This window comes from Azotobacter salinestris (assembly GCF_009363155.1).
GTDB lineage: Bacteria > Pseudomonadota > Gammaproteobacteria > Pseudomonadales > Pseudomonadaceae > Azotobacter > Azotobacter salinestris.
Genome location: NZ_CP045302.1, coordinates 2,033,679 through 2,059,742, shown reverse-complemented (window position 1 = coordinate 2,059,742; position 26,064 = coordinate 2,033,679). Strand labels below are relative to the sequence as shown.

24 protein-coding genes and 1 pseudogene are annotated in these 26,064 nt (G+C 66.7%); 15 read left to right on the top strand and 10 right to left on the bottom strand.

Annotation, left to right across the window (positions count from 1 at the left end; translation table 11 throughout):
• Positions 1–146 precede the first annotated feature (146 nt).
• Both thiI and typA read left to right on the top strand, forming a co-directional pair.
• Complete coding sequence (gene thiI / locus GCU53_RS09655; protein ID WP_152387423.1) at positions 147–1,601, top strand: tRNA uracil 4-sulfurtransferase ThiI; 1,455 nt, start codon at positions 147–149, stop codon at positions 1,599–1,601.
• Between the two features lie 142 nt (positions 1,602–1,743).
• Complete coding sequence (gene typA / locus GCU53_RS09650) at positions 1,744–3,564, top strand: translational GTPase TypA (protein ID WP_152387422.1); 1,821 nt, start codon at positions 1,744–1,746, stop codon at positions 3,562–3,564.
• Positions 3,565–3,853: 289 nt separating this feature from the next.
• On the opposite strand, the gene GCU53_RS09645 is transcribed toward typA, so the two are convergent.
• From GCU53_RS09645 to GCU53_RS09605, 9 genes are all read right to left on the bottom strand, one after another.
• Complete coding sequence (locus GCU53_RS09645; protein ID WP_152387421.1) at positions 3,854–4,291, bottom strand: cache domain-containing protein; 438 nt, start codon at positions 4,289–4,291, stop codon at positions 3,854–3,856.
• 234 nt (positions 4,292–4,525) lie between these two features.
• Positions 4,526–6,058, bottom strand: coding sequence for a glycerol-3-phosphate dehydrogenase (glpD, locus tag GCU53_RS09640; RefSeq protein WP_152387420.1), 1,533 nt, complete (start codon positions 6,056–6,058; stop codon positions 4,526–4,528).
• A 32-nt stretch (positions 6,059–6,090) separates the two neighbouring features.
• A complete protein-coding gene (locus GCU53_RS25685; protein ID WP_208845468.1) occupies positions 6,091–6,396 on the bottom strand; it encodes a hypothetical protein in 306 nt (101 codons plus the stop codon).
• A 110-nt stretch (positions 6,397–6,506) separates the two neighbouring features.
• Positions 6,507–8,024: a glycerol kinase GlpK gene (gene glpK / locus GCU53_RS09630; protein ID WP_152387419.1), complete on the bottom strand. Its 1,518-nt coding sequence runs from the start codon at positions 8,022–8,024 to the stop codon at positions 6,507–6,509.
• Positions 8,025–8,368: 344 nt separating this feature from the next.
• Positions 8,369–8,797: a DUF697 domain-containing protein gene (locus GCU53_RS26040; RefSeq protein ID WP_280115880.1), complete on the bottom strand. Its 429-nt coding sequence runs from the start codon at positions 8,795–8,797 to the stop codon at positions 8,369–8,371.
• Positions 8,798–8,925: 128 nt separating this feature from the next.
• The gene (locus GCU53_RS09620) at positions 8,926–9,963 is read right to left on the bottom strand and encodes an IS630 family transposase (protein WP_152386602.1); all 1,038 of its coding nucleotides are present in this window, start codon (positions 9,961–9,963) and stop codon (positions 8,926–8,928) included.
• A gap of 6 nt (positions 9,964–9,969) precedes the next feature.
• Entirely contained in the window at positions 9,970–10,590 is a 621-nt protein-coding gene (locus GCU53_RS09615; RefSeq protein WP_152387417.1) for a GTPase, read from the bottom strand.
• A gap of 353 nt (positions 10,591–10,943) precedes the next feature.
• The gene (locus GCU53_RS09610) at positions 10,944–12,059 is read right to left on the bottom strand and encodes a helix-turn-helix transcriptional regulator (RefSeq protein ID WP_152387416.1); all 1,116 of its coding nucleotides are present in this window, start codon (positions 12,057–12,059) and stop codon (positions 10,944–10,946) included.
• A gap of 173 nt (positions 12,060–12,232) precedes the next feature.
• The gene (locus GCU53_RS09605; protein ID WP_152387415.1) at positions 12,233–12,550 is read right to left on the bottom strand and encodes a hypothetical protein; all 318 of its coding nucleotides are present in this window, start codon (positions 12,548–12,550) and stop codon (positions 12,233–12,235) included.
• A gap of 374 nt (positions 12,551–12,924) precedes the next feature.
• Between GCU53_RS09605 and GCU53_RS09600 the strand changes: the two genes are divergently transcribed.
• From GCU53_RS09600 to GCU53_RS09545, 12 genes and pseudogenes are all read left to right on the top strand, one after another.
• A complete protein-coding gene (locus tag GCU53_RS09600) occupies positions 12,925–14,520 on the top strand; it encodes a choice-of-anchor I family protein (protein ID WP_152387414.1) in 1,596 nt (531 codons plus the stop codon).
• A 245-nt stretch (positions 14,521–14,765) separates the two neighbouring features.
• Positions 14,766–15,125 carry a hypothetical protein gene (locus tag GCU53_RS09595; RefSeq protein WP_152387413.1) on the top strand — a complete coding sequence of 120 codons (360 nt, stop codon included), beginning with the start codon at positions 14,766–14,768 and terminating at the stop codon, positions 15,123–15,125.
• A gap of 150 nt (positions 15,126–15,275) precedes the next feature.
• Positions 15,276–15,764 (top strand): Na+/H+ antiporter subunit E, encoded by a 489-nt coding sequence (locus GCU53_RS09590; RefSeq protein WP_152387412.1) that lies wholly within the window; start codon positions 15,276–15,278, stop codon positions 15,762–15,764.
• Entirely contained in the window at positions 15,764–15,925 is a 162-nt protein-coding gene (locus GCU53_RS09585) for a hypothetical protein (RefSeq protein ID WP_208845467.1), read from the top strand. The genes GCU53_RS09590 and GCU53_RS09585 overlap by 1 nt, the downstream gene beginning before the upstream one ends.
• Before the next feature lie 47 nt (positions 15,926–15,972).
• A protein-coding gene (locus tag GCU53_RS26030) for an IS5 family transposase (protein ID WP_152386036.1) occupies positions 15,973–16,826 on the top strand; the annotation gives its coding sequence in 2 pieces (ribosomal slippage) (positions 15,973–16,327 and positions 16,327–16,826; 855 coding nt in all).
• Positions 16,827–16,913: 87 nt separating this feature from the next.
• Positions 16,914–17,210, top strand: a complete 297-nt coding sequence (locus tag GCU53_RS09570) for a monovalent cation/H(+) antiporter subunit G (RefSeq protein ID WP_152387411.1) — start codon at positions 16,914–16,916, stop codon at positions 17,208–17,210.
• The gene (locus tag GCU53_RS09565; RefSeq protein ID WP_152387410.1) at positions 17,203–18,102 is read left to right on the top strand and encodes a hydrogenase subunit MbhD domain-containing protein; all 900 of its coding nucleotides are present in this window, start codon (positions 17,203–17,205) and stop codon (positions 18,100–18,102) included. The genes GCU53_RS09570 and GCU53_RS09565 overlap by 8 nt, the downstream gene beginning before the upstream one ends.
• Positions 18,099–18,374, top strand: coding sequence for an NADH-quinone oxidoreductase subunit K (locus GCU53_RS09560; RefSeq protein WP_152387409.1), 276 nt, complete (start codon positions 18,099–18,101; stop codon positions 18,372–18,374). Before GCU53_RS09565 ends, GCU53_RS09560 begins: the two co-directional genes overlap by 4 nt.
• Positions 18,371–19,156 (top strand): annotated as a pseudogene (locus GCU53_RS26025) (proton-conducting transporter transmembrane domain-containing protein); the annotation flags it as partial. The gene GCU53_RS09560 and the pseudogene GCU53_RS26025, both read left to right, overlap by 4 nt.
• Positions 19,157–19,244: 88 nt before the next feature.
• On the top strand, positions 19,245–19,793 hold the full coding sequence (locus GCU53_RS26020; RefSeq protein WP_341873595.1) for a proton-conducting transporter transmembrane domain-containing protein: 549 nt from the start codon (positions 19,245–19,247) through the stop codon (positions 19,791–19,793).
• Complete coding sequence (locus tag GCU53_RS09550; RefSeq protein WP_152387408.1) at positions 19,790–21,283, top strand: proton-conducting transporter transmembrane domain-containing protein; 1,494 nt, start codon at positions 19,790–19,792, stop codon at positions 21,281–21,283. The genes GCU53_RS26020 and GCU53_RS09550 overlap by 4 nt, the downstream gene beginning before the upstream one ends.
• Positions 21,280–22,935: a proton-conducting transporter transmembrane domain-containing protein gene (locus GCU53_RS09545; RefSeq protein ID WP_152387407.1), complete on the top strand. Its 1,656-nt coding sequence runs from the start codon at positions 21,280–21,282 to the stop codon at positions 22,933–22,935. Before GCU53_RS09550 ends, GCU53_RS09545 begins: the two co-directional genes overlap by 4 nt.
• Positions 22,936–22,938: 3 nt before the next feature.
• Here GCU53_RS09545 and GCU53_RS09540 read toward each other — a convergent pair whose 3' ends face one another.
• Positions 22,939–23,334: a YkgJ family cysteine cluster protein gene (locus GCU53_RS09540; RefSeq protein WP_152387406.1), complete on the bottom strand. Its 396-nt coding sequence runs from the start codon at positions 23,332–23,334 to the stop codon at positions 22,939–22,941.
• A 174-nt stretch (positions 23,335–23,508) separates the two neighbouring features.
• Between GCU53_RS09540 and GCU53_RS09535 the strand changes: the two genes are divergently transcribed.
• Positions 23,509–25,956, top strand: a complete 2,448-nt coding sequence (locus tag GCU53_RS09535) for a glycogen/starch/alpha-glucan phosphorylase (protein WP_152387405.1) — start codon at positions 23,509–23,511, stop codon at positions 25,954–25,956.
• Positions 25,957–26,064: the final 108 nt, after the last annotated feature.

Here is a 26,064-nt window from a genome sequence, read left to right as displayed (position 1 = left end):
AAAGTTGCGCCCGATTTATGTGCCTGGATCAGGTGTTTTGTTTCATTTTGGTGCAGGTGCGCAGGCCTGCCGATAATTGGTCAAGCCTTGAGCAAGATCCGCTATAATCTCGCCCCCTTTTTGCCTGTCCGGCCCGTGCTGCCTCCATGAAACTCATCGTCAAGGTCTTTCCGGAAATCACCATCAAGAGCCCGCCGGTGCGCAAGCGCTTCATTCGCCAGTTGGCGAAGAACATCCGCACCGTGCTGCGCGACCTCGATCCGGACCTGGCGGTGACCGGCGTATGGGACAACCTCGAGGTGGAGACCGCAGTCGAGGATCCGCGCCTTCTGCGCGAGATGGTCGAGCGGCTGAGCTGCACGCCCGGCATCGCCCACTTCCTCGAGGTGCACGAGTACCCCCTGGGCGACTTCGACGACATCCTGGAAAAGTGCAAGCGCCACTACGCTGCGCAACTGCCCGGCAAGATCTTCGCCGTACGCTGCAAGCGCGCCGGCAAGCACTCCTTCACCTCGATGGAGGTGGAGCGCTATGTGGGCGGCTGCCTGCGCCAGCAGTGCGGCGCCGCGGGCATCTCGCTGAGCGCTCCGGAAGTGGAGGTGCGCATGGAGATCCGTGATCAGCGCCTGTTCGTCATCCATAGCCAGCACGACAGCGTCGGCGGTTACCCGCTGGGCGCCCTGGAGCAGACCCTGGTGCTGATGTCCGGCGGTTTCGATTCCACCGTGGCGGCCTTCCAGATGATGCGCCGCGGCCTGCTCAGCCATTTCTGCTTCTTCAACCTGGGCGGACGCGCCCACGAACTGGGGGTGATGGAAGTCGCCCACTACCTGTGGCAGAAGTACGGCAGCTCGCAGCGCGTGCTGTTCGTCAGCGTGCCCTTCGAGGAAGTGGTCGGCGAGATCCTCGGCAAGGTCGACAACAGCCAGATGGGCGTGGTGTTGAAGCGCATGATGCTGCGCGCCGCCACGCGCATCGCCGAGCGCCTGAAGATCGACGCACTGGTCACCGGCGAAGCCATTTCCCAGGTCTCCAGCCAAACCCTGCCGAACCTTTCGGTGATCGATTCGGCCACCGACATGCTGGTGCTGCGCCCGCTGGTCGCCAGCCACAAGCAGGACATCATCGACACCGCGACGCACATCGGCACCGCCGAGTTCGCCAAGAACATGCCCGAATACTGCGGGGTGATCTCGGTGAACCCGACCACCCGCGCGAAGCGCGAGCGCATCGAGTACGAGGAGCGCCAGTTCGACATGGCGATCCTCGAGCGCGCCCTGGAGCGCGCCCGCCTGGTGCCGATCGACCGGGTGATCGACGAACTGGGCGAGGAGATCCGCGTGGAGGAGGTCCGCGAGGCGCTGGCCGGACAGATCGTCCTCGACATCCGCCATCCGGACACGGCCGAGGACGAGCCGCTCACGCTTCCCGGCATCGAGGTGCGGACGCTGCCCTTCTACGCGCTGAACAACCGTTTCAAGGAGCTGGACACCAACCGTCAATATCTCCTTTATTGCGACAAGGGTGTCATGAGCCGCCTGCATGCTCATCATCTTCTGAGCGAGGGGCATGCCAATGTGCGCGTTTATCGTCCGGCATAGGTTGCCGGGCCTGCTCGGTGGCAGTATCCGCCACCGCCCTCCCGACCGCTGACCGCCCGCAACGTCGCTGTCGGCCAGTTCGGCCCACTTTCCTTTTTTCAGCGCCCAGCCTTCAGCTGGACGCTTTCATAGAGACAGAACCGTGATCGAAAAACTGCGCAACATCGCCATCATCGCCCACGTCGACCATGGCAAGACCACCCTCGTCGACAAGCTGCTCAAGCTCTCCGGCACCCTGGACCGCAAGGAGGCCGAGAACGAGCGCGTGATGGACTCCAACGACCAGGAAAAGGAGCGCGGCATCACCATCCTGGCCAAGAACACCGCCATCCAGTGGAACGGCTACCACATCAACATCGTCGACACCCCCGGGCACGCCGACTTCGGCGGCGAGGTGGAGCGCGTGATGAGCATGGTCGACTCCGTGCTGCTGGTGGTCGATGCCCAGGACGGCCCCATGCCGCAGACCCGCTTCGTGACCCAGAAGGCGTTCAAGGCCGGCCTGCGTCCGATCGTGGTGGTCAACAAGATCGACCGTCCGGGCGCGCGTCCGGACTGGGTGATCGACCAGATCTTCGACTTGTTCGACAACCTCGGCGCCACTGACGAGCAGCTCGACTTCCCGATCGTTTACGCCAGTGCCCTGAACGGCATCGCCGGCATGGACCACGAGAAGATGGACGACAACATGGACGCCCTGTTCCAGGCCATCATCGACCACGTGCCGGCCCCGGTGGTGGACGTCGAGGGCCCGTTCCAGATGCAGATCTCCCAGCTGGACTACAACAGCTTCCTCGGCGTGATCGGCATCGGCCGCATCGCCCGTGGCACCGTCAAGTCCAACACCCCGGTGACCGCCATCGGCACCGACGGCAAGAAGCGCAACGGCCGCATCCTGAAGATCATGGGCCACCACGGCCTGCAGCGCGTCGAAGTGCCGGAAGCCCAGGCCGGCGACATCGTCTGCGTCAGCGGCATGGAGGAGCTGTACATCTCCGACACCCTGTGCGACCAGCAGAACGTCGAGGCCCTGCCGCCGCTGACCGTCGACCAGCCGACCGTGAGCATGACCTTCCAGGTCAACGATTCGCCGTTCGCCGGCAAGGAAGGCAAGTTCGTCACCAGCCGCAACATCAAGGATCGTCTGGAGAAGGAACTGCTGCACAACGTGGCGCTGCGCGTCGAGCAGGGCGATAGCCCGGAGAAGTTCAAGGTGTCCGGCCGCGGCGAGCTGCACCTCTCGGTGCTGATCGAGACCATGCGCCGCGAGGGCTTCGAGATGGCCGTGGGCCGCCCGGAAGTGGTGATCATCGAGAACGAGGCCGGCGAGAAGCAGGAGCCCTACGAGAGCGTCACCATCGACATCGAGGAGCAGCACCAGGGCCCGGTGATGGAGCAGATGGGCCTGCGCAAGGGCGACCTGACCAACATGATCCCGGACGGCAAGGGCCGTATTCGTCTCGAATACACCATCCCGGCGCGCGGCCTGATCGGCTTTCGCAACGCCTTCCTGACCATGACCTCGGGCACCGGCATCCTCACCAGCACCTTCAGCCACTACGGCCCGATCAAGGCTGGCGAAGTGGCCCACCGCCAGAACGGCGTGCTGGTCTCCATGGCCACCGGCACCGCGCTGACCTACTCGCTGGAAACCCTGCAGGATCGCGGCAAGCTGTTCCTGTCCCCGGGCGAGGAGGTCTACGAAGGCCAGCTGGCCGGCATCCACAGTCGCGACAACGACCTGGTGATCAACCCGACCAAGGCCAAGAAGCTCGACAACATGCGCGCTTCCGGCAAGGACGAGACCATCCAGCTGACCCCGGCGCTGAAGTTCACCCTCGAACAGGCGCTGGAGTTCATCGACGAGGACGAGCTGGTGGAAGTGACGCCGAAGTCGATCCGCCTGCGCAAGAAGCTGCTCAACGAGAACGACCGCAAGCGCTACGAGCGCAGCAAGGTCTGATCGGACCGCTGTCGCGTGACAGGGGCCCCGCCGGCATCGCCGGCGGGGCCTTTTGTTTTTGGGCGGCTCTGCGCGCCGCTGCCGGCATCCGTCACCGCACGCAATGGCGCGGGCCGACGAGAGCTGCGAAAAGGGACGTGGGGCTTGAGGAGTGGCGCCCGCGGGGGAGCGGTCTGTCGGGAGGAAACAAGAGGAGGGCTGTTCGGTTGCCGTGCGCCGAAGAAGGCTGGCGCACGGCAATTGTCGCTTCAGCTACGTGCCTCTGGGAGCCGTGGCTGGGGGAGGGGCCTTACTTGTAGTAGCCGACCACGCACACCTGATCATCGGCCTTGGTCACGAAGGTGACCTTCTCGACCGGCGTATCGCTGCCCGGCCGCGGCCACATGTAGGAGACTTCGCTGATCGTGCCTGGCTGGGCCTTGGCGTAGATTTCCTCGCCCAGGGCCTTGCCTTCCTTGTCCTTCAGCTCCTTCAGGCTTTTGCCGATCAGGGTGGGATGCGCGGTGAAGGTGCCGTCCGGGCCGCCGCAGTAGGGATAGAGGTCGCGATCCTTGAAGCCGTCTTCGCCCTTGGTGAACTTCTCCAGGGCTGAGGCCTTGTCGGCCTCGACCGCTGCCACGGCCTTTTCGAGCATGGCCTTGGCTTCGTCGGCGGTGCCGAACTCGCCGGCGTGGGCGGTCAGGTGGATACCCGCAGTGCACAGCATTACCAGCAGGGTCTTGCGCATGAATGTCTTACGCCTCTTGTTCTTGTTATTTCATGGTTTTTTGTAGGCCACCGGGCGGTGACCTCGCTCGATCCTAAGCCAGCCCGCCGAGGCCGATAAACTGCGACCATGGTCGTGCTTACCCTGCCTGCAGGGTTGTGCCATGGCGCGAAGCCATGCATGCCGAGAGTGGCCACTCCGATTGCAGCGCAGCCAATGCTCCTGCTGCGGAGCGATGGGCGGGGCGTGAAAGCCTCAGGGGGCCAGGACGCGGCACTCCGACTGCCTGGCCGTCGTGCCCAGATAGGCGCGCAGCCGCTCCTGCTCCTCGGCGTTCAGGAACAGGCCGAGCTTGCTGCGTCGCCAGAGGATGTCCTCTGCCTCCCGTGCCCATTCCTGCATGCACAGATAGTCCACTTCGCGGGCATGCAGGCTGGCGCCGAAGTGTTCGCCGAGATCGCCAGGGCCGTCGACGCCCTCCAGCAGGCGCCAGGCGCGGCTGCCGTAGCTGGTGGCCCAGCGCTGGGCGAGTTCCGGGGCGAGCCAGGCATGGTGCTCGCGCAATTGGATGGCCAGGGTGCGGCTGTCGCTCATCTGCTCGCCGCCCGGCAGCGGTTTCCCGGCGGTCCAGCACGGACCCATCTGCGGGAAGAAGGGTGCCAGCCGCTCCAGCGCCGCTTCGGACAGCCTGCGGTAGGTGGTGAGCTTGCCGCCGAACACCGACAGCAGCGGCGGCTCGCCCGGATTACTCGACAGCTCCAGGGTGTAGTCGCGGGTCACTGCCGAGGGATCGGCCGATTCGTCGTTGCACAGCGGCCGCACGCCGGAATAGCTGTGCAGGATGCAGTCCCGGCTCAGCTGGCGCTTGAAGTGGCGGTTGACCACCGCGAGCAGATAGTCGGTTTCCGCCTCGCTGATCCGTACCTGCGCCGGGTCGCCCTGGTACTCGCGGTCGGTGGTGCCGATCAGGGTGAAACGCTCCAGATAGGGAATGGCGAAGACGATGCGCCGGTCTTCGTTCTGCAGGATGTAGGCATGCTCGCCCTCGTACAGCCGCGGCACGATCAGGTGGCTGCCCTGGATCAGGCGGATGCCGTGGGGGGCCTTCTGCTGCAGGCCGATCTCGATGAAGCGCGCCACCCAGGGGCCGGCCGCGTTCACCAGCGCCCGGGCGCGGATCGAAAAGCGGCTGCCGTCGGCGCGCTCCAGTTGCAGGTGCCAGTGGTCCAGGTTGCGGCTGGCGGAGAGGCAACGGGTGCGGGTCTGCACCTGGGCGCCGTGCTCGCGGGCGGCCATGGCGTTGAGCACGACCAGGCGGGCGTCGTCGACCCAGCAGTCGGAATATTCGAAGCCGCGGCGGATCTCCGCCTTGAGCGGGCTGCGGGCGCCGAAGCGAAGGCTGCGCGAGCCCGGCAGCGTCTTGCGCGTGCCCAGGTGATCGTAGAGGAACAGACCGGCGCGGATCATCCAGGCCGGGCGCAGGTGCGGCCGGTGCGGCAGGACGAAGCGCAGCGGCCTGACGATGTGCGGGGCCTTGGCCAGCAGTACCTCGCGCTCGCCGAGCGCCTCGCGCACCAGACGGAACTCGTAGTGCTCGAGGTAGCGCAGGCCGCCGTGGATCAGCTTGCTGCTGGCGGAGGAGGTGTGCCGGGCGAGGTCGTCCTGCTCGCAGAGAAACACCGAAAGACCGCGGCCGGCCGCATCGGCGGCGATGCCTGCGCCGTTGATGCCGCCGCCGATCACGGCGACATCGTAGAGCTCGGCAAGACTGGTGTGGGAATGCGTCATGCGACTACCTGCGCTGCAGCGAAAAGACAGGTTCACCTTAGGGGAAGGCTATGGCAGGAAGGCAAGCACTGCCACCGCTGTGCATGAATGTTTTCGAGCCTTGCCGCAACCGTGGGAGGTCCCGCGATCACGTGGACGAAGGGGGCGAGGCCGCGCATGGCATCGCCGCCAAACCTGTCCAAGTCCAAGTCCAAGTCCAAGTCCAAGTCCAAGTCCAAGTCCAAGTCCAAGTCCAAGTCCAAGTCCAAGTCCAAGTCCAAGTCCAAGTCCAAGTCCAAGTCCAAGTCCAAGTCCAAGTCCAAGTCCAAGTCCAAGTCCAAGTCCAAGTCCAAGTCCAAGTCCAAGTCCAAGGCGAGAGCGAGCGGGCATTGCCGGGAACGGTCCAGACGATACCTGTCTCGCGCCCTGTCGGCACCCGGCAGTCCGCTCCGCAGGTCCTGTCTCGTGCTCACTCCTCCTCGGTCCAGCGCCGGGTGCGGGCCACTGCCTTCTTCCAGCCGGCACTCAGCGCCTGGCGCTTGGCGTCGGAGCAGTCCGGCTCGAACACCCGCTCGATCCGCGCCTTGTCGCGCAGCTCGTCGAGGCCGCTCCAGAAGCCGGTGGCCAGACCCGCCAGGTAGGCGGCGCCGAGCGCGGTGACTTCCTTCAGCGCCGGGCGCTCGACCGGCGTGCCGAGCAGGTCGGCCTGGAACTGCATGAGGAAGTTGTTGCGCACCGCGCCGCCGTCCACGCGCAGCGACCTGAGCCGCTCGCCGGCGTCGCGCTGCATGGCGTCGAGCACGTCGCAGGCTTGAAAGGCGATGGATTCGAGCGCGGCGCGGATCAGGTGGTCGGCCTTCACTCCACGGGTCAGGCCGAACACCGCGCCGCGCGCGTAGGGGTCCCAGTAGGGCGCGCCCAGGCCGGTGAAGGCCGGCACCAGGTAGACGCCGTTGCTGTCCTCGACCTTGGTGGCGAAGTATTCGGAGTCGAACGAGTCGTCAATCAGCCTGAGCTCGTCGCGCAGCCACTGCACCGTGGAGCCGGCGTTGAAGATCGCCCCCTCCAGCGCATAGGCGACCTCCCCGCGCGGCCCGCAGGCGATGGTGGTGAGCAGCCCATGGGCCGAGCGCACAGCCCTGGCGCCGGTGTTCATCAACAGGAAGCAGCCGGTGCCGTAGGTGTTCTTGCCCTGGCCGGGCTCCACGCACATGTGCCCGAACAGCGCGGCCTGCTGGTCCCCGGCGATGCCGGCGATGGGGATGCCGCCGTGCGCGTCGCCGCCGGCGATGCAGGCGTGGCCGTAGACCTCGGAAGAGGAGCGCACCTGCGGCAGCATTTCGCGTGGGATGTCGAGGGCCTCGAGCAGGCGCGTATCCCAGTCCAGCGCATGGATGTCGAAGAGCATGGTGCGCGCGGCGTTGGTGTAGTCGGTGACGTGCACCCGGCCCTGGGTCATCTTCCAGACCAGCCAGGAGTCGATGGTGCCGAACAGCAGCTCGCCGCGCCGCGCCCGCTCGCGACTGCCCTCGACGTGGTCGAGGATCCACTTGATCTTGGTGGCGGAGAAATACGGGTCGATGACCAGGCCGGTGTGTTCCCGGACATACTCCTCCAGGCCGTCGCGCTTGAGCTCCTCGCAGATCGCCGCGCTGCGCCGGCACTGCCAGACGATGGCGTTGTGGATCGGCCGGCCGCTCTGCCGGTCCCAGACCACCGTGGTCTCGCGCTGGTTGGTGATGCCGATGGCAGCCACCTGCCGCTGCTCGATCCCGGCCTGGGCCAGGGCCTCCACCAAGGTGGCGCTCTGCGTGGCCCAGATCTCCATGGGATCGTGCTCGACCCAGCCCGACTGCGGGTAGAACTGCGTGAACTCGCGCTGCGCCACGCTGACGATGCCGGCCTCGCGATCGAGCACGATGGCCCGCGAACTGGTGGTGCCCTGGTCCAGGGCGACGATGTAGGGCTTGTCGTGGGGTTGGGGCATGGCGGCGGCCTTCTGGAGTAGGGGGTGCGGCCGGCTTGGTGCAGGCGGTCGGGTGCTGGGCAGCGCTGCGGTCAGGTGTATTGAGGGAAAGGGTAGTTCGTATCTGCGGGGCAGGGGGAAGTCATTTGATAAAGAGGTGCATAACTTGAAGGCGAGGTCAGGAGTTTGGCCTATGGAGAGTCTGGCTAGGAGATCATCTAGTCTCAGCTTTGGCCGCCTCTTTTTGTAAACGAGTTTCTACTCACCTCGCTAGAGAACAGTAAGGCTTGATTGAGTGAATTGCTTGTACGCAATAAAGATAGCCCCCGTCAGTGTGCCTGCGGAGGCTAATCTGTTTTTTGGTATCAGGAAAACTTGAGGCGATTTTTTAGTGCTGCTGTGATGCGCGGTATATCTAGTTCTTCACCTGGATGTTGGTTGCAGAAATCCGTTAGCACAGCAATATAAGCAGCGCCCAAAGCTTTTGTGAGTGCTACAGCAGTCGCGGCCGCTATTGCCCCGCCTGCAGCGGAGCCTACCCCTGGAACCATTTTCAATAAGCCGATGACGAGCGTCCGCCCTACTACTGTGGCGGCAGACGCTCCAGCTATTGATGTCACAACAGTTGTTAATGTTGCTGCTCTTACTTCCATTCCAAAGGTTACGCCAATTTTTGCCAGCATGTCTACTTGGATAGGAACCAGTGTAAATGCGTCTGAAAATGGCACGGGAATAGCTGCGGCAGTACCTGCAGCAGTCGCTGCAATATTGACTTCGCGTTCAGCCTGTTCAATTTTTAATGCGAGGGCGGCTTGGTGTCTTGAAGATAACGCGTTAGCAAATGCGCGCTTTTTTGCGTCTGGAATCAGCCTTGCGGTTGCGTTAATTAAATCGTTATTAGCCCGGCAATCAAATACCCAATCTAAGTGGCATAACGCACCGACGCATGCTGGAAATAGGCAACTACCCGCTCCGGGGTTTTGGCCAACCAGCTCATGAATGCCTCGGCCTTCTCCAGCAATTCCGACTTGTTTCGCGCCCGGTCACTGGTGCGCAAGCGTGTCTTGAGGTCGCGGTTCAAATACTCGTCCGGATTACACTCAGGCGAATAGGGTGGCAGGTAGAACGCTTCGATTTCTTCCTGGTGCCCTTCGAGCCATTCCCTGACCAGACGCGCATGATGGACACGCAGGTTGTCCAGGATCAGAAAGATCTTCCTGTCACTGTCCGCCACCAGCCTCGACATGAAACCGATCATCCGCTCAGTATTCATGGCCCCCTCCAGGAACTCGAACCGTACCAGTCCCTGGTTGCTGATCGCTGAGACCATGCTCAGGCCATGACGCCGAGTCGGCGCCACCAGCACCGGCGTGACGCCTGCCGGCGCATAGCCTCGAATCCAATGCCCATCTTCAGCTACGGCCGTTTCATCGCCCCAGTAGATCGTCGCGTTTTCGGCCTTGGCGCGTGCCACGATGGCCGGATAGGTCTCTTCAAGCCAGTGCTCGACCGCCTCCGGGTTCTGTTCCAGCGCCTGCCGGGTCGGCCGCTGTGGGGTATATCCCCAGCGCTGAAGGTACTGACCCACCGTCCGGATCGGCATCTCGATGCCATACAAGTGCTTGATCAACTGCATGACGGCCCGGCGGTTCCACAGGGCAAAGTCGAGTTGCAACTGGTTCGGGGTCTGGCCCACCAGAATCGAGCGCAACTGCCACTCCTGTGCGAGCGTCAAGGTCCGTCCGCTTGCCTGGCGCCGACCTCGTGTCCTGGATTTCAGACCTTCGCTGCCTTGCTCGCTGTAGCGTTTGGACCAGGCTAGTACGGTACTCAGATGTACGCCCAATGCGTCGGCAACCTCTTGCCAAGTCAGTTCGCGCTGCTCACGCAGATTCATGGCCAGGCGCCGCATCTGGTCCTGAGTTTCTCGAGAGAGCTTTCGGGCATCGATCTTTTTCATGCCTCTTTATATCGTGAATTTGATTGCCGCGTTAATAATGCCCTTTTCTTTAAGCGTAATTATATCGTCGCCGTCCTCAATTTGCTCTTTAAGAGCTCTTACTGAAATTATTTCAGCTGCTGTTGGGAGTGCTTTTCTGACTTCAGTTGCAAAGCCTTTGTCTGACCGGGCTTTAGTAATAGCAACTACGACAGGTATCTTATTTTTGTCCAGCATCTGGCATAGAGCTATTTCAGCATCTTCAACTCTGCGTCCATTTTCATGGATATAAAGCCAAGCTGCGTGAATATGTTTGTTCTCATCGTGGTGCTGGGATCTTTCTTGTATTAGCTCTTCAAGTTGTGAGGCTATGCTTTCATAGTCTTTAATCTCTAAACCTTTTGTGTCGATAATAGTAATGGGGTGTCCTGCTTTTGTGATTTCCTCTGAGTTTTGTGTGACAGGCCTTCCTGATCCGGTTTTAGCTAATTCTCCTCGAAATATACAGTTGATGAGGGTGCTTTTCCCTACGCCAGTTTTTCCCGCTATTAATATATTTATCTTGCCAACTCCCTTTACTGCATCTTTGATTGCAGTGTCAATGGGGTCGTTTGTGTTGTGGCTGTTATGAGAGCTAATGATTGTCATGCTCTTTCCTTTATGTCTTTCGCTGTGTAGGTTGTGAGTGGTGGCTGAAATGATTTTTTGGGACTGTATTTTTTGACGGTCTTGGTATATTTGATTTCTTTACTCTGGGACTGCTGCTCAAAGCCTGTCCTGTGCCAGTCTGCGGGTTTCTTGTCTTTTTGCTTTATATGCAATATTTGGATGTGCTATATGGTTAAGGAAATGCTGGTTTTCTATTTCGGCCTGGTTTGCTCATGCCGGCGAGAGTGATGTTTGTGTACTGTGATTAGGGGGTTCTCTGCCTCTTTATTTCTGTAGGGTTCTTCACAGCAGTCCACCCACCACCAGCCCGATCACGAAACAGGTCAGTTCTTTCATGGCATTTCCTCCGGCGTCTGTGCTTTTGCGCCTTGCCGCTCGGTTGCGGGCGCTTGCGGGGAGTTTTCCATGGGGGCGCGACGGCTTGTGTCGCACTGCGCCGGCTCCGCATACATCTCTCGCAAGTTGTTCACGCGGCAGGTGATTTCCTCCACCCACTCCCGCGGCGTATGCACGCGGATGTTGTCGTTCAGCCCGAAGATCCACCACAGCGTCTCCTGGTCGAGCGGGACGCTGGCGCGCAGGCGTTGCCAGTCGGTGTCGGGGAGCGGTTCGAGGCTTTGCTGGCGGCTGAGCGGGGTTTCGTTGAGCAGCCAGGCGATCTGCGGGTGGACGTCGGCGATCAGTTCGACCTCGTGCGGGGCCTGGCGCCAGGCGAAGGCGCCGCTTTCGATGTAGCGGTCGATGTCGAAGCCGGCGGGTTCGCGGGCCGGTTCGTTGAGCAGTTCGGCGCGCTTGATGCGGTGCAGGGCGAATTGGCGCAGGTCTTCGTAGTCGTTGGCGGTGCCGATCAGGTAGCTGCTGGAATGGCGGGACACCAGGCCGGCGGGGTGGATGCGCAGGCTCCTGGCTTCGCCCTTGCTGCGGCTGAGGTAGTCGACCCGGAGCTGCCGGCGCTCCAGCAGGGCGGTGCAGACCTGCGTCCAGGTCTCCGGCTGCAGCGGGGCGGGGAGCAGGGCCTTGCCGTTGGGCAGGCTGCGTACCCGGCGCGCCCAGTGGGCCAGGCCGTTGCGTTCCATGCCGTCGAGGTAGTCGCGGGCGCTGCGAAAGTGCGGGTTGAGCTGATCCAGCACGCTCTGCGGCAGCAGGGTGTTCAGGTGGCTTTCGGCCAGGTGCAGGGCCAGCGCGGAGGCGGTGTCGAGGGCGGGCAGGCCGTGGGTGGCGTCGCGGTCGAGGCTCCAGCGGTAGGGGCGTTCCGTGTCGTCGCAGATGATCGGGAAGCGGCGCGCCAGCTTGTCGCGCAAATCGCGCTGCAGCGAGCGCTTGTCGATTTCGAAGCCCTTGTCCCTGAGTTTTTCCTGCAGGGTCGGGGTCGAGATGCGTCCCGGCCAGCGCGGGATCAGTTGCAGCAGGGCGAGGTATCTGAACAGCGGGTCCTTGGCTTCGGCCATTGCGAGTGCGCCTTCCGTGGTGGGCTTCACGGAGTCGCAGAGAGGTCGTCCGCAGTTTGCCCGGTAGGTTACTGCGCCTTGATGTCTTTTTGCCGGTATTTTGGGGCGAGCGTTCCGGTTGTCTTGAGAGCCGTATCGCCCTGCTGTTTCGCACTACTCAGGGACGCTGGATATCACGGGGCGTAGCGCTCGAAAAAACGTGCGCTGCCGACCTTCAACCACTCCTGATAGGCCTCGTCGATCAAGGCGCTCGCGAGGCCGCAGTCCGTGATGCCGGAGGTGCCGATTCGCTCGATCTGTTCGGCCAGCCAGGCCAGGAGTTCCTCGCGCGCCAGAAGTGTCGGGCCGAAGCTTTCCTCGAGCCGGTCGGCCAGATTGGTGAGCCGGTAGCGTTGATAGATCCCTGCCGCCAGCTCCGCCGTTGCCCCCTGCATGACCTGGGGGGCTCGAGAGTGGGCCAGCAGCGCGGCCAAGTCGTTTCGGTCGTCCATTTTCCTGCTCCAGCCCCGGGCGGGGCGAGGTTATGGCTTCTGGCGGGACGGGATGGCCTGCAAGGGTGTCTGTCGCCGTCCTGATTGCGAGATGCCTGTATAGCAAGGCACTGCCGATGCAGTATGGGTGAAAAGGCTTTCGGTTTTTCACGAAATTTTCACCAAATATTATGGCCTGCCTCTTTGCCCGATCGAGGTGCCGACGCTCGCTGTAGTCGAAGATTCACAAGAGGCATGCCGGGCGGGGGAGGCGGGCGCAGGGTGGCTTGTCAGGTGTTGTCCGCATGGCGGGCTTGCCAGTGTTCTGCCATCTGTCATGCGCCGGCAACCTCGCCGACCCATGCTGCGGCTTCCGTTCAGACAGGGAGTCGTACATGAAGAAGATGCTTGCCGCCGCGCTGCTGGCTGTCGGGCTGGCCGGGCCGGCGCTTGCCGAGATCCAGCCGCCGTTCACCCTCAGGCTGTCGCCCTTGGGGACCTTCCATTCCGGGCTGTTCGACCAGGCCGCGGCGGAGATCGTCGCCCACGATCCGCACAGCCAGCGGCTGTATGTGGTCAATGCCGCCAGCGGGCGGCTGGATGTGCTGGATATCCATGATCCGGCGGCGCCGGCGCTGCTGTTCAGCATCGACCTGTCCGCCCACGGGGCGGCGGTGAACAGCGTGGCGGTGCATGGCGGGCTGGTGGCGGCGGCGGTGGAGGCGCGCAGCAAGACCGATCCGGGCAAGGCGGTGTTCATGGACCGCGACGGCCAGGTGCTGGCCGCGGTCGAGGTCGGCGCGCTGCCGGACATGCTGACCTTCACCCCAAACGGCCGCCATGTGCTGGTGGCCAACGAGGGCGAGCCGAGCGACGACTACGGGATCGACCCCGAAGGCTCGGTGAGCATCATCGACCTGCCCGGCGACATCGCCCGGCTGACCCAGGATCAGGTGCGCACCGCCGACTTCCGCCGCTTCGACGATACCGAGCTGGACGACTCGGTCCGCGTCTTCGGCCCCCACGCCAGCGTGGCCCGGGACCTGGAGCCGGAGTACATCGCCGTGTCCGGGGATTCGCGGACCGCCTGGGTGAGCCTGCAGGAGGGCAACGCCGTCGCCGTGCTGGACATCCGCAGCGGCACCTTCGGCGCACTGCACGGCCTCGGCTTCAAGGACCACGGCCTGCCCGGCAACGAGCTGGATGCCAGCGACCGCGACGGCAGGATCGACCTGCGCAACTGGCCGGTGCTGGGCATGTACCAGCCGGACGCCATTGCCCGCTACGAGCACCGCGGGCTCACCTATCTGGTTACCGCCAACGAGGGCGATGCCCGCGACTACGGCGGCTACAGCGAGGTGGTGCGCCTCGGCAGCGCCGCCTATCCGCTGGACCCGGAGCGCTTTCCCGAGGCGGCGGAACTCAAGCAGAACGCCAACCTGGGCCGCCTGAACGTGTCGAAGGCCAGCGGCCTGAATCCGCAGACCGGGCGCTACGAGCGCATCCACGCCTTCGGCGGGCGCTCCTTTTCGATCTGGACGCAGAATCTGGAGCCGGTCTGGGACAGCGGCGCCGACTTCGAGCGGATCATCGCCGAGGCCAACCCCGGTTTCTTCAACTCGAACCACAGCGAGAACGGCTTCGACACCCGCAGCGACGACAAGGGACCCGAGCCCGAGGGCCTGACCCTGGCCAGCCTGTGGGGGCGGACCTATGCCTTCGTCGGCCTGGAGCGGGTCGGCGGGGTGATGGTCTACGACATCGACGATCCGCGCGCGCCGACCTTCGTGCAGTACCTCAACCGACGCGACTTCCAGGCCACGCCGGGCACGCCCGAGACCGGCGATCTGGGCCCCGAGGGGCTGACGGTGATCGAGGCCGGCGCCAGCCCGCTTCCCGGCGTGCCGCTGCTGGTGGTGGCCAACGAGGTCAGCGGCACGACCACGCTGTTCCGCATCGACCGCACGCCGCTCGAGGCGGCAGGACGCTGAGGCCTGTACGGGATCTGGCCACCCCCTCCCGACTTTCTTCCGGGACAGGGGAGGGGATGGGGCGCTGAAACCGCGCTGCTCGCCGGGCAGCTTCGGGGGCGGCGCGGTCGGAGCGATAGCCCCGGGAGACACCGGCTGCCAGTCTAATGCCATTATTTTGCTGCTATCTGCTCGGATAGGGTTGTCATTCTGCCGTCATCTTGACTGCGCATGCTGCCGTTCCCATTTCATGCAGAGAGCCGTTCATGAAACCGTCCATGCTTGCCGCTGCCGTGCTGGTGTTCGCTCTGTGCACTCAGGCCGTCGCCGGGAATCAGTCATCTTCCGCTGTCGATCCGTCGTCCGTGGGCGATTGCTCGGGGACGTCGGACCGGCCCTGCCAGCGGGACAGGGAACAGGGATCGGCCCCGCAGCGCGCCATCGGCTCCGGGCCGGGGCAGCCGGCATTTGCCGAGGACGCGGCGCCGGGCGGCCTGTTCCAAGCCATCCATGGCCCCGGAGGACGGGCCCTGCCGGCCTGGAACCGGGATCATCGGCAGCTCCGGGAGCGGGACGGCGCCGCCGGGGCCGGCAGCGTCGCGGGCAGGCCGACCTTCTTCTTCTGATGCCGGCGCGGCCCGGCGAGCGTTCGCCGGGCTGGGCGAGTGCTAGCCTTAGGAACGGATTTCCGGCCTCTTCCGTTCGCGCGCTCGTGCGCGACGGACGGCCATCGGCGGCGCAGCGGGCGGCATGTCCGCTGACCAAGGAGGAAGGCGATGGAGCTGTCCCGGCTGCGCCGCAGCCATGCCGGCGGACTCTACTGGGGCTCGTTCCACGCTGCGCTCTGGGCGCTGCTCGCCGAGGGGCGCGGCTGGGCGTTGGGCATACCGCTGGTGCTGCTGGCCACCAGCCTGGCGCTCTGGCTGGGCACGGCGCCGGTGCGCCTGCACCTGCCGGCGCTGCCGGGCTTCGTGGCGTTCTTCACCTGGCACATGCTGCAGGGCGGCTGGGACGTCGCCCGTCGCGCCCTGCATCCGCGCCTGCCGCTGGCGCCGGCCTGGCGCGACTATCCGCTGGCCTGCTCCGAGCCACGGGTGCGCCTGCTGCTGTCGGCGCTGGTCGGCCTGCTGCCCGGCACCCTGGCATCCGAGGTCGAGGGCGACTGTCTGCGTATGCACCTACTCGACCATGAGCAGCCCTGGCAGGCCACCGTCGCCGAGCTGGAGCGGCATCTGGCGCGGCTGCTCGGCGCAGGAGCCGGCTGATGGCGCTCTATGCCGGGTTGCTGCTGCTGACCATGAGCGCCGGTCTGGTGCGGGTGCTGCTCGGTCCGGGGCGGGTCGACCGGCTGCTGGCGATCCAACTGGTCGGCACCAGCGGCACCGCCGTGCTGCTGGTGCTGGGCGAATGGCTAGGGTTTGTCTGAAAAGTCGATTTGGCTAAAATGCCGCCTCCGTTGTTCCGAGCGCAGCCATGTCAGGCCGTTACGAGATTTCTGCCCAGCGCTGGGCGATGATCGAAGCCATCGTTTCTCCCCCTCAACGCATGGGCCGCCCCCGGCGAGATGACCGCCAGATGCTCAACGGCATCTTCTGGATTCTGTGCTCAGGGGCCAAGTGGCGCGATCTTCCCGAGCGTTATGGCCCCTGGAAGACGGTATATCAGCGCTTCAGGCTGTGGCGTGACAACGGCACCTTCGAGCAGGTGCTGCGGCATCTGCATCTGCGTCTGCGTGAGGACGGCTTTATCGACCTGGATACCTGGATGGTCGACTCAACGTCGATTCGGGCCACCAGAGCCGCCAGCGGTGCGAGAAAAAAAGGGGCCTGCAAGAGCCGCAGCACCAATGTCTCGGCCGAAGCCGTGGTGGGCTGACCACCAAGCTTCATCTGGCCTGTGACAGCAACGGGTATCCGCTGGCAGTGATGCTTTCACCCGGGCAGGACGCCGACTCGCGCTATTTCATGCCCTTGCTTGAGCAGATCAGCCTGCCTGGCAGCCAGGGTCGTCCGCGCAAGCGCTGCCGGTATGTACTGGCTGACAAAGGCTACGACAGCGAAAGCCTGCGCCAATACTGCGACCGGTATGGCATGAAGCCCATCATTCCCTTACGCAAGATGCACCGTAAGCCTCGACCGGGCTTGCCTCGCCTATTTGACAGACCGCAGTACCAAAAGCGCAACGCCATTGAACGACTGTTCAGTTGGCTCAAGGAAAAGCGCCGTCTTTGCACCCGTTATGACAAGCTGGCCAGCAGTTTCAAGGCCATGGTCACGCTGGCCTGCATCGAAAAATGCTTACGTGCCGACTTTTCAGACAAACCCTAGGGCAGCCGGCGCTGCTCGACGTGGCGCTGCTGCTGGCCCTGCTGGCGGCCGTGACCGGCGCCGCCCTGGTGCAGCTGGGGCGCGGGCATGACTGAGGCGCTCCTGACGGCGCTGAGCTGGCTGCTGCTGGCCGGCGGCCTGCTGTTCTTCGCCGCCGGCAGCATCGGCCTGCTGCGCTTTCCCGATGCCTGCAGCCGCCTGCACGCCCTGACCAAGGCCGACGCCCTCGGCCTCGGCCTGGTGGTAGCCGGGCTGATCTGCCGTGCCGACGGCCCGCTGACGGTCGCCCGGCCGCTGTTGATCTGGCTGCTGCTGCTGGCTTCCAGCGCCACCGCCTGCCTGCTCCTGGCGCGTCTGGTGCGCGAGGAGCGGGACGATGGCTGAGTGGCTGCTCGACGGCACGCTCGGCCTGCTGCTGCTCGGCCTGGCCGGCGGCGCCCTGCTGGCTCCCAGCCTGTATGCGGGCATCCTGCTGTTCATGGCCTTCGGCCTGGTGCTGGCGCTGGTCTGGGCGCGCCTGGGCGCGCCCGACCTGGCCCTGGCCGAGGCGGCCATCGGCGCCGGGCTGACCGGCGTGCTGCTGTTTGCCGCCCTGGCCCGCCAGGAGCAGGCGGAAGCTGCTGCCACCGAGCGCCGCCCTCTGCTGGCCGCAGCGCTCGTGGTGCTGCCGCTGGCGATCCTGCTGCTGCAGGGCCTGGTACCCAGCCTGGCGCTGGCCCCGGACCTGCCGGACAGCATCCGCAGCCACCTGCCGGACAGCGGCGTCAGCCATCCGGTGACCGCCGTGCTGCTGAACTTCCGCGCCTGGGACACCCTGCTGGAGCTGGCCGTGCTGCTGCTCGCCCTGCTCGGCGCCCGCCAGCTCGGGCCGGCGCGCTTCGCCGTCGCCGCCCCCTGGCCCCTGCTGCAGGCCTGGAGCCGCCTGCTCGCGCCGCTGCTGGTGCTGACCGGCGGCTACCTGCTGTGGCGCGGCAGCCACGCGCCGGGCGGCGCCTTCCAGGGCGGCGCGCTGTTCGCCGCCGCGCTGGTGCTGCTGCGCCTGGCCGGGCTGCTGCCGGCACTGCGCTGGTCGTCCTGGCCGCTGCGCCTGGTGCTGCTGATCGGCCTTTTGCTGTTTCTCGCCGTGGCCGCCGGCACGGCCTGGCTGGGGGCGGGCTGGCTGAGCTATCCGCCGGCCTGGGCCGGGGCGCTGATCCTCGCGATCGAGACGGCGGCGATCCTGTCCATCGCCTTCACCCTGAGCCTTCTGGTGATCGGCGAGGAGCCGCCGGGATGAGCGCGACGCTGTTCTATCTGGGCATCGGCGCCGCGCTCTGGCTGCTCGGCCTGTTCGGTCTGCTCGGCCTGCGCGACACGCTGCGGCGGATCATCGCCGTCAACCTGATGGGCAGCGGCGTGTTCCTGGTGCTGATCGCCCTGGCCGCGCGCGTCACGCCGACCGATCCGCTGCTGCAGGCGCTGGTGGTCACCGGACTGGTGGTGGCGATCAGCGCCACCGCCCTGGCCCTGCGCCTGGGCGGCGCCGCACGTGGAAGGCGCGGCGGATGACGCCGGCGCTGCTGTGCCTGGCGCTGCCGCTGGTCGGCGGTCTGCTGCTGGTGCTCCTGCGGCCGCCGGGCGGGCGCTGGACGATCGCCATCGCCCTGGCCAGCCTGCTGGCCGCTGCCCTGGCGCTGCAGCAGGTGCTGGAGCAGGGCAGTCAACTGCTGCAGCTGGGCGGCTGGCCGGCGGGACTGGCGATCCGCTTCCGGCTGACCCCGCTGGCGGCTCTGCTGCTGCTGTTCGGCGCCCTGCTGCAGCTGCTGGTGGCGCTGTACGCCGCGCGCAGCCGGCACGCCATCGGCGGCGAGGACTTCTGGCCGCTGTCCTGCCTGCTGCAAGCGGCGCTGGCCGCGCTGTGGCTGTCGGCCGACCTGTTCAACCTCTACGTGACCCTGGAGCTGCTCGGCCTCACCGCGGTGGCGCTGGTCGCCCTGGCCGGCCCCAGGGCCTATCCGCCGGCCCTGGATTACCTGCTGCTGTCCCTGGCCGGCTCCCTGGCCTACCTGCTCGGCGTGGCGGTGCTCTATGGCCGCTATGGCGTGCTCGACATTCCGCTGCTCGGCGCGCAGGCACAGGCCGATGCCGCCACCCGCCTGGCCCTGCTGCTGATGAGCCTGGGGCTGATGCTCAAGGCGGCGCTCTGGCCGCTGCACCTGTGGCTGCCGCCAGCCCACGCCGGAGCGCCGGCAGCGGTGAGCGCGCTGCTCTCGGCACTGGTGGTCAAGGGGCCCCTGTACATCCTCTGGCTGCTGTGGCGGGACGTCGCGCCGGCCGAGCTGGGGCGTCAGGCCGGCCCGCTGCTGGCCGCGAGCGGCATGGCGGCCCTGCTCGCCGGCGGCTTGGTCGGCGCTGCGCTCGCCCTGGCTGAAGACCCTGGTGGCCTATTCCACCGTGGCCCAGCTCGGCTACGGGCTGCTCGCCCTGGGCCTGCTGCTGCACTGGCGGGAGCCGCGCCTGGACGCCGCGCTGTGGCTGTTCGTGTTCGCCCACGGGCTGGCCAAGCTGTCGATGTTCCTGGCTGCCGGCGAGCTGCAGCACGGCTTCGGCAGCCGCCGGGTGAAGACCCTGGCCGGCGCCGGGCAGAGCCTGCCGCTGGCCCTGTTCGCCTTCGCCCTGGCCGGCGCCAGCCTGATCGGCCTGCCGCCGAGCGGCGGCTTCCTGGCCAAGTGGCTGCTCCTGCAGCCGCTGCTCGAGGAGCCGCGGCGCTGGCCCTGGGTGCTGGGCGTGCTGTTCGCCACGCTGCTCTCCGCCGCCTATGTGTTCCGCGTGGTGGCCCGGGGCTTCGACCGGCAGCGGTCGCGGCGGCCGGCTCGGCCTCAGGATCGCCTGGCCCACGGGCTGGCGCTGCTGCCGGCGCTGCTGGTGTGGGCCCTGGCGCCGTTCGCCGAGCCGTTGCTGCAGTGGCTCGACGGGGCCGGGCGATGAACGGCGGCAGCCTGCTGCCCCTGGCCGTGGTGCTCAGCTCGCTGCTGCCGGGCCTGGTGATCTTCGCCCTGCGCGAGGAGCAGCATCGCCTGCGCATCGCCCTCAACCTCGCCGGGGCAGTGATCAAGCTGCTGCTGGTCGGCGCCATGCTGGTGGGCGTGGCCTTCGGCCTGGAATTCCGCTTCAGCCTGCCGCTGCTGCCCGGTGCGCCGCTGCTGCTGCATGCCGATGCGCTGTCCCTGCTGTTCGTCGCCCTGTCCTCGGTGCTCTGGCTGGCGACCACCGTCTATGCCATCGGCTATCTGGAGGGTTCGCCGCTGCGCTCGCGCTTCTTCGGCTTCTTCAGCCTGTGCGTCAGCGCCACCGTCGGTCTGGCGCTGGCCGGCAACCTGGTCAGCTTCCTGCTGTTCTACGAACTGCTGACCCTGGCCACCTTCCCCCTGGTGGTGCACCGCGGCACCTCCGGCTCGCTGCGCGCCGGCCGCGTCTACCTGGCCTATACCCTGGGCGGCGGCATGCTGCTGCTGATCGGGGTGGCGCTGCTCCACGGCCTGGCCGGAAGCCCTTCGTTCCAGGCCGGCGGCTACCTGGGCGGACAGGCCGCCGGGCACGAGCCGCTCCTGCGCGTGGCCTTCGCCCTGCTGGTCGGCGGCCTCGGCGTCAAGGCCGCGCTGATCCCGCTGCACGGCTGGCTGCCCCAGGCGATGGTGGCGCCGGCGCCGGTCAGCGCCCTGCTGCACGCGGTGGCGGTGGTCAAGGCCGGAGCCTTCGGCATCGTGCGGGTGGTCTACGACGTGTTCGGCGCCGAGACCCTCAGCCGCCTGGACCTGATGCAGCCCCTGCTCTGGCTGGCCACGGCGACCATCCTCTACGGCTCGCTGCGCGCCCTGCAGCAGCAGGAGCTGAAGAAGCGCCTGGCCTACTCGACCATCAGCCAGGTCTCCTACATCACCCTCGGCGTGGCCCTGCTCGGCCCGCTGGCGGCGGTCGGCGGGCTGGTGCACCTGGTCCATCAGGGGCTGATGAAGGTGACCCTGTTCTACTGCGCCGGCAATTTCACCGAGACCCTCGGCGTGTACCGCGTCCAGGATCTGGACGGCATCGGCCGGCGCATGCCGTTGACCATGACGGCCTTCAGCATCGGCGCGCTGGGCATGATCGGGGTGCCGCCGATCGCCGGCTTCGTCAGCAAGTGGTACCTGGGCCTCGGCGCCCTGGAGGTGGGCCAGGACTGGGTGTTGCTGGTGCTGCTGGGTTCGGCGCTGCTCAACGCCGCCTATTTCCTGCCGCTGCTCTGGCGCGGCTGGTTCGCTGCCCCGGCCGACTGGCAGCACGGACGCTGGGCCGGGGAGCGCTTCGAAACCCACTGGATGCTGCTGCCGACGCTGTTCACCGCGCTGCTGTCGCTGCTGGTCGGCCTGCTGGCCGGCACCGCGATCAGCCCGCTGGGCTGGAGCCGGCTGATCGTCGACCGGGAGTTCGCCCTGTGACGGCCGCCTGGCTCTGGCCGCTGGTGCCGCTGGCGCCGCTGCTCGCCGGCGTGGCGCTGCTGGTCTGGCGCGAACGGGCGACGCCCTGGCTGGCGCTGGCCTGCCTGCCGGCGCTGGCGATGGTGCTCCTGCAGCCGCCGCCGCTGGATCTGGCCTGGTTGTGGGAAGGCGAGCGCTGGGGCCACGGCGACGAGCTGAGCCGTGCCTGGCTGGGCTTCACGGCGCTGCTCTGGGGCTGCGCCTCGGTGTTCGGCGCCAGCAGCCTGGCCACCGATGCCCGGCAACTGCGCTTCTGGTGCTTCTGGCTGCTGGCCCTGGCCGGCAACCTGCTGCTGATCATCGCCAGCGATGCGTTGAGCTTCTACCTGGGCTTCAGCGCCATGAGCCTGTCCGCCTACGGCCTGGTGGTGCACCTGGGCGGCCCCGAGCCGCGTCGGGCCGGGCGCCTGTACCTGCAGCTGGCTGTTCTCGGCGAGCTGCTCCTGCTCGCCGGACTCCTGCTGCGCAGCCATGCCGCCGGCGGCGATTTCTCCTTCGTCGCCTGGGAGCGCGTGCCGCTGGACGGCACGACCCTGCTCCTGCTGTTCCTCGGGCTGGGCCTCAAGGCCGGCTTCTGGCCGCTGCACCTGTGGCTGCCGCTGGCCCATCCGGCGGCGCCGGCGCCGGCCAGCGCGGTGCTTTCCGGGGCGATGCTCAAGGCCGGCGTGCTCGGCCTCTGGCGCTGCCTGCCGGAGGCGGATCCGCTGCTCGCCGCCTGGTCCGCGCCCCTGCTGGTGACCGGCATGTTCGGCGCCCTCTACGCCGTGCTGCTCGGTCTGTGCAGCAGCCGCGCCAAGGCGACCCTGGCCTGGTCTTCGGTGAGCCAGATGGGCTGGTTCCTCATGGTGCTGGCCCTGGCCTGGCGCCATCCGGCCCAAGCGGCGGCGCTCGCCACCCTGCTGGTGCTCTACGGGGTGCACCACGGGCTGGCCAAGGGCGCGCTGTTCCTCGCCGCCGGCCTGTGCCACGAGGGGCGCCTGCGCTGGCCGGGCTGGTTGCTGCTGAGCGTGCCGGCGCTGGCGCTGATGGGGCTGCCGCTGAGCAGCGGCGGGGCGGTCAAGACAGCGCTGAAGGATGCCTGGAGCGCGAGCGCCTACAGCATCTGGCAGCCTTGGCTGAGCCTGGGCAGTGCCGGCACGGCCCTGCTGCTGCTGCGCGCGCTCTGGCTGCTGCGCCGCGATGCCGCGCATGCGCCGGCGCGCTCGCCGCCGCTGGCCCAGCGGCTGCCCTGGGCACTGCTCAGCAGCTTGCCGCTGCTGCTGCCCTGGCTCTGGCCCCAGTTGCGCCTGCCGCTGCTGGCCAGCCTGAGTCTGGATGGCGTGTGGAAGCTGCTCTGGCCGCTGCTCCTGGCAGCGACCCTGGCGACCCTGGCGGTGCGCGTCGGCTGGTCGGTGCCGCCGCCTCTGGGCGAGCGCCGGAGCCGGGCGCTGGGCCTGTCCCTGCGGATCGCAAGGCTGCTGCGCCGGCCGCCCCTGCCGGAGCTTCGGTTGCGTCCGGACCCGGCGCGCTGGCGCCGGGGCGAGCGGCGCTGGAGCCGGCTCTGCGCTCGCCGGGCGCTGCCCTTCAGCGCCTGGCTGCTGGCGGCGTTGCTCTGGCTCGGCTGGCTCTGGTGAGGATCATTTCGGCCGCCAGGCGCAGTAGCCCGGCTTCGGCCCGATGCCCGGATGGTTGCGGCAGGTGTCCGGGCGCTGCTCGTAGCAGGTGCACAGGCGCGTGCGCGCATCCAGATAGAGGCAGTCGCCGTTGCTGCGGCGGGCGAGGGTGAAGAGTTCCCGCTTGTGGTTGAAGTGCTCGACCACGCCGGCCTTCATCAGCCGGCGGGCGACCTGCTTGGCCGGCTCGTCCTGTTCGAAGGGATCGGCCAGGCCCAGGCGGATCAGGTCGGGGAGGCGCACCTCCACCGGCAGGGTGCAGCAGGTGGCGTGGCAGTCGAGGCACAGGCTCTGGCGGTACTTGACCCAGGTTTCCAGGCGGTCGGGGTCGGCGGAGGCGAGGATCGGCGGCTTTTTCATCGGTCGGGGGAACGGCTGGCGAGGGGGCGCGATGATAGCGGCAAATCCGCCCGCCGGTGCATCCGCCTGGCGACCTCGCCTGCTTTGTGCATGCTTGATCGGATGGATGCATGTCGTTGCGCCGTCGAGGATCGAACCCTTGTCCTGTCACCGCCACCCAGCGAGGTTGCCGTTATGCCCGAGGTGTCGCCTGTTCCCGAGGAAGTCGCCGCATTCCGTGAACGTATCGTCGACAAGCTGAGGTACGCCGTGGGCAGAGACCCCGAGCATGCCGTCGGCTTCGACTGGTTCGAGGCCGTTGCCCTGGCCACCCGCGACCATCTGGTGGAAACCTGGATGGATCACGCCCGCCGCGCCTATCGCCAGGGCAGCAAGCGCGTCTACTACCTGTCGCTGGAGTTTCTCATCGGGCGCCTCCTGCAGGCCACCCTGAGCAATCTGGGCCTGCTCGAGGTCGCCCGCGCCGCGCTGGCCGAGCTGGGCGTCGACCTGGAGCGCATCCGCGACCTCGAGCCGGATGCGGCGCTGGGCAACGGCGGCCTCGGCCGGCTGGCCGCCTGCTTCATGGAAAGCATGGCGACCCTCGGCATTCCTGCCTACGGCTACGGCATCCGCTACGACTACGGGCTGTTCCGCCAGACCATCGTCGACGGCTGGCAGCAGGAGCAGACCGAGACCTGGCTGGAGTTCGGCAACCCCTGGGAGTTCGAGCGGCCCGAGGTCAGCTACCGGATCAGCTTCGGCGGCAGCGTGGCCTGCGTGGACGGCGAGGGCGGCCGGCAGTGCCACGTCTGGCAGCCAGCCGAGGAGATGCGCGCCATTGCCTATGACACGCCGATCGTCGGCTGGCGCCGGCACAGCGTGAACAGCCTGCGCCTGTGGCGCGGCCGCGCCGAGACCGACCTGCACCTGGAGCGCTTCAACGCCGGCGACCACCTCGGCGCGGTGGCCGAGGCGGTGCGCGCCGAGAGCATCTCGCGGGTGCTCTATCCGGCCGACGACACCCCCGCCGGCCAGGAGCTGCGCCTGCGCCAGGAGTACTTCTTCGTCTCCGCCTCGCTGCAGGACCTGTTGCGCCGCCACCTCAAGCAGCGCGGCAGCCTGCTCGACCTGCCCGAGTACGCTGCCATCCAGCTCAACGACACCCACCCGTCGATCGCCGTGGCCGAGCTGATGCGCCTGCTGCTCGACATCCACGGCCTGGACTGGGACAAGGCCTGGGAGCTGACCGTGGCGACCCTGTCCTACACCAACCACACGCTGCTGCCCGAGGCCCTGGAGAGCTGGCCGGTGGCATTGATGGAACGCCTGCTGCCGCGCCACATGCAGATCATCTACCTGATCAACGCCCAGCACATCGACCACCTGCGCGCCCAGGGCATGCACGACTTCGAGCTGCTGCGGGCGGTCTCGCTGATCGAGGAGGGCCATGGCCGGCGGGTGCGCATGGGCAACCTGGCGTTCCTCGGCTCGCACAGCGTCAACGGCGTCTCGGCGCTGCACACCGAGCTGATGCGCAAGACCGTGTTCGCCCAGCTGCACCGCCTCTATCCCGAACGGATCAGCAACAAGACCAACGGCATCACCTTCCGCCGCTGGCTCTACCAGAGCAACCGGCGGCTCACCGCGCTTTTGGTCGACACGCTCGGCGAGCCGCTGCTCGACGATCCGGAGCACCTGCTCGGCGGGCTCGAGGTACAGGCCGGACAGATCTCCTTCCATCAGCACTTCCGTGCCCTGCGCCGGCAGAACAAGGAAGTCCTCGCCGCGCTGGTGCAGGACCGCCTGGGTATCGCCCTCGATCCCGAGGCGATGTTCGACGTGCAGGTCAAGCGCATCCACGAGTACAAGCGCCAGCTGCTCAACCTGCTGCACTGCGTGGCGCTCTACCAGGCGATCCGCGACGAGCCGGGCATGGAGTGGGCGCCGCGGGTGAAGATCCTCGCCGGCAAGGCGGCGGCCAGCTACTATCAGGCCAAGCTGATCATCAAGCTGGCCAACGACATCGCCCGCACGGTGAACGGCGACCCCACGCTGCGCGGCCGGCTCAAGGTGGTGTTCCTGCCCAACTACAATGTCAGCCTGGCGGAGGTCATCATCCCCGCGGCGGACCTCTCCGAGCAGATCTCCACGGCCGGCATGGAGGCCTCCGGGACCAGCAACATGAAGTTCGCCCTCAACGGCGCGCTGACCATCGGCACCCTGGACGGCGCCAACGTGGAGATGAGCGAGCGGATCGGCAGCGAGAACATGTTCATCTTCGGCCTCGGCGCGCAGCAGGTGGAGGCGCGCCGGCGTTCCGGCGAGGTCGGCGGCGCGGCCGCCGTGGCCGCCTCGTCGCGGCTGTCCGAGGTGCTCATGGCGATCCGCGGCGGGGTGTTCTCGCCGGACGATCCGGGGCGCTACGCGGGGCTGGTCGACGGGCTGCTGCAGCATGACAACTTCATGGTCTGTGCCGACTTCGATGCCTACTGGCAGGCCCAGCGCGAGGTCGATGCGCGCTGGCGCGTGCCCAGCCAGTGGTGGCGCTCGGCGGTGCTGAACACCGCACGGACGGGCTGGTTCTCCTCCGACCGCACCATCCGCGAGTACGCCCGCGAGATCTGGCGGCTGCCGGAGTGAGTCGGCCTTCGCAAGCCGGTGGGCGAGTGGCTGAACCTGCGCCGGCCGGCCCGGTCTGAGTGAGGCATCGCCCACCCAGTCGCGCTAAGATGCGCGCATCTTCCACCT

Excerpts from the sequence above, each read along its gene's own strand:
- thiI (WP_152387423.1), top strand. The coding sequence starts at position 147 with ATGAAACTCATCGTCAAGGTCTTTCCGGAAATCACCATCAAGAGCCCG.
- GCU53_RS09645 (WP_152387421.1), bottom strand. The coding sequence starts at position 4,291 with ATGCGCAAGACCCTGCTGGTAATGCTGTGCACTGCGGGTATCCACCTG.
- glpD (WP_152387420.1), bottom strand. The coding sequence starts at position 6,058 with ATGACGCATTCCCACACCAGTCTTGCCGAGCTCTACGATGTCGCCGTG.
- glpK (WP_152387419.1), bottom strand. The coding sequence starts at position 8,024 with ATGCCCCAACCCCACGACAAGCCCTACATCGTCGCCCTGGACCAGGGC.
- GCU53_RS09620 (WP_152386602.1), bottom strand. The coding sequence starts at position 9,963 with ATGAAAAAGATCGATGCCCGAAAGCTCTCTCGAGAAACTCAGGACCAG.
- GCU53_RS09615 (WP_152387417.1), bottom strand. The coding sequence starts at position 10,590 with ATGACAATCATTAGCTCTCATAACAGCCACAACACAAACGACCCCATT.
- GCU53_RS09610 (WP_152387416.1), bottom strand. The coding sequence starts at position 12,059 with ATGGCCGAAGCCAAGGACCCGCTGTTCAGATACCTCGCCCTGCTGCAA.
- GCU53_RS09605 (WP_152387415.1), bottom strand. The coding sequence starts at position 12,550 with ATGGACGACCGAAACGACTTGGCCGCGCTGCTGGCCCACTCTCGAGCC.
- GCU53_RS09600 (WP_152387414.1), top strand. The coding sequence starts at position 12,925 with ATGAAGAAGATGCTTGCCGCCGCGCTGCTGGCTGTCGGGCTGGCCGGG.
- GCU53_RS09595 (WP_152387413.1), top strand. The coding sequence starts at position 14,766 with ATGAAACCGTCCATGCTTGCCGCTGCCGTGCTGGTGTTCGCTCTGTGC.
- GCU53_RS09590 (WP_152387412.1), top strand. The coding sequence starts at position 15,276 with ATGGAGCTGTCCCGGCTGCGCCGCAGCCATGCCGGCGGACTCTACTGG.
- GCU53_RS09585 (WP_208845467.1), top strand. The coding sequence starts at position 15,764 with ATGGCGCTCTATGCCGGGTTGCTGCTGCTGACCATGAGCGCCGGTCTG.
- GCU53_RS09570 (WP_152387411.1), top strand. The coding sequence starts at position 16,914 with ATGACTGAGGCGCTCCTGACGGCGCTGAGCTGGCTGCTGCTGGCCGGC.
- GCU53_RS09565 (WP_152387410.1), top strand. The coding sequence starts at position 17,203 with ATGGCTGAGTGGCTGCTCGACGGCACGCTCGGCCTGCTGCTGCTCGGC.
- GCU53_RS09560 (WP_152387409.1), top strand. The coding sequence starts at position 18,099 with ATGAGCGCGACGCTGTTCTATCTGGGCATCGGCGCCGCGCTCTGGCTG.
- GCU53_RS09550 (WP_152387408.1), top strand. The coding sequence starts at position 19,790 with ATGAACGGCGGCAGCCTGCTGCCCCTGGCCGTGGTGCTCAGCTCGCTG.
- GCU53_RS09540 (WP_152387406.1), bottom strand. The coding sequence starts at position 23,334 with ATGAAAAAGCCGCCGATCCTCGCCTCCGCCGACCCCGACCGCCTGGAA.
- GCU53_RS09535 (WP_152387405.1), top strand. The coding sequence starts at position 23,509 with ATGCCCGAGGTGTCGCCTGTTCCCGAGGAAGTCGCCGCATTCCGTGAA.